The organism is Sedimentibacter sp. B4, assembly GCF_000309315.1.
Lineage (GTDB): Bacteria > Bacillota > Clostridia > Tissierellales > Sedimentibacteraceae > Sedimentibacter > Sedimentibacter saalensis.
Genome location: NZ_CANG01001108.1, coordinates 1 through 227, shown reverse-complemented (window position 1 = coordinate 227; position 227 = coordinate 1). Strand labels below are relative to the sequence as shown.

Annotated in this window: 1 pseudogene; it reads left to right on the top strand. The window is 68.7% G+C overall.

Annotated features, from left to right (window positions below):
• A pseudogene (locus BN358_RS27325) lies at nucleotides 1-227 on the top strand (ABC transporter permease); the annotation flags it as partial.

The window sequence follows — 227 nt, the reverse complement described above, 5'->3', positions numbered from 1 at the left end:
CTACTTCACGATCACGCAGACCCCCGCGACCGAGGACGACCTGCGTCCGCTGCTCGACCGCGGCACCGTCAAGGTCGCGCTGGTCATCCCGGAGGGCACCCAGGACCGGCTCAACCGCGGCGAGACCGCGCCGATCGGGATCATCGTCGACGGCTCGGACTCGCAGATCTCCGCCGTCGGTAGCGGGTACGGTCCCAGATCATCGCGCAGTTCAACGCCGACCGGAT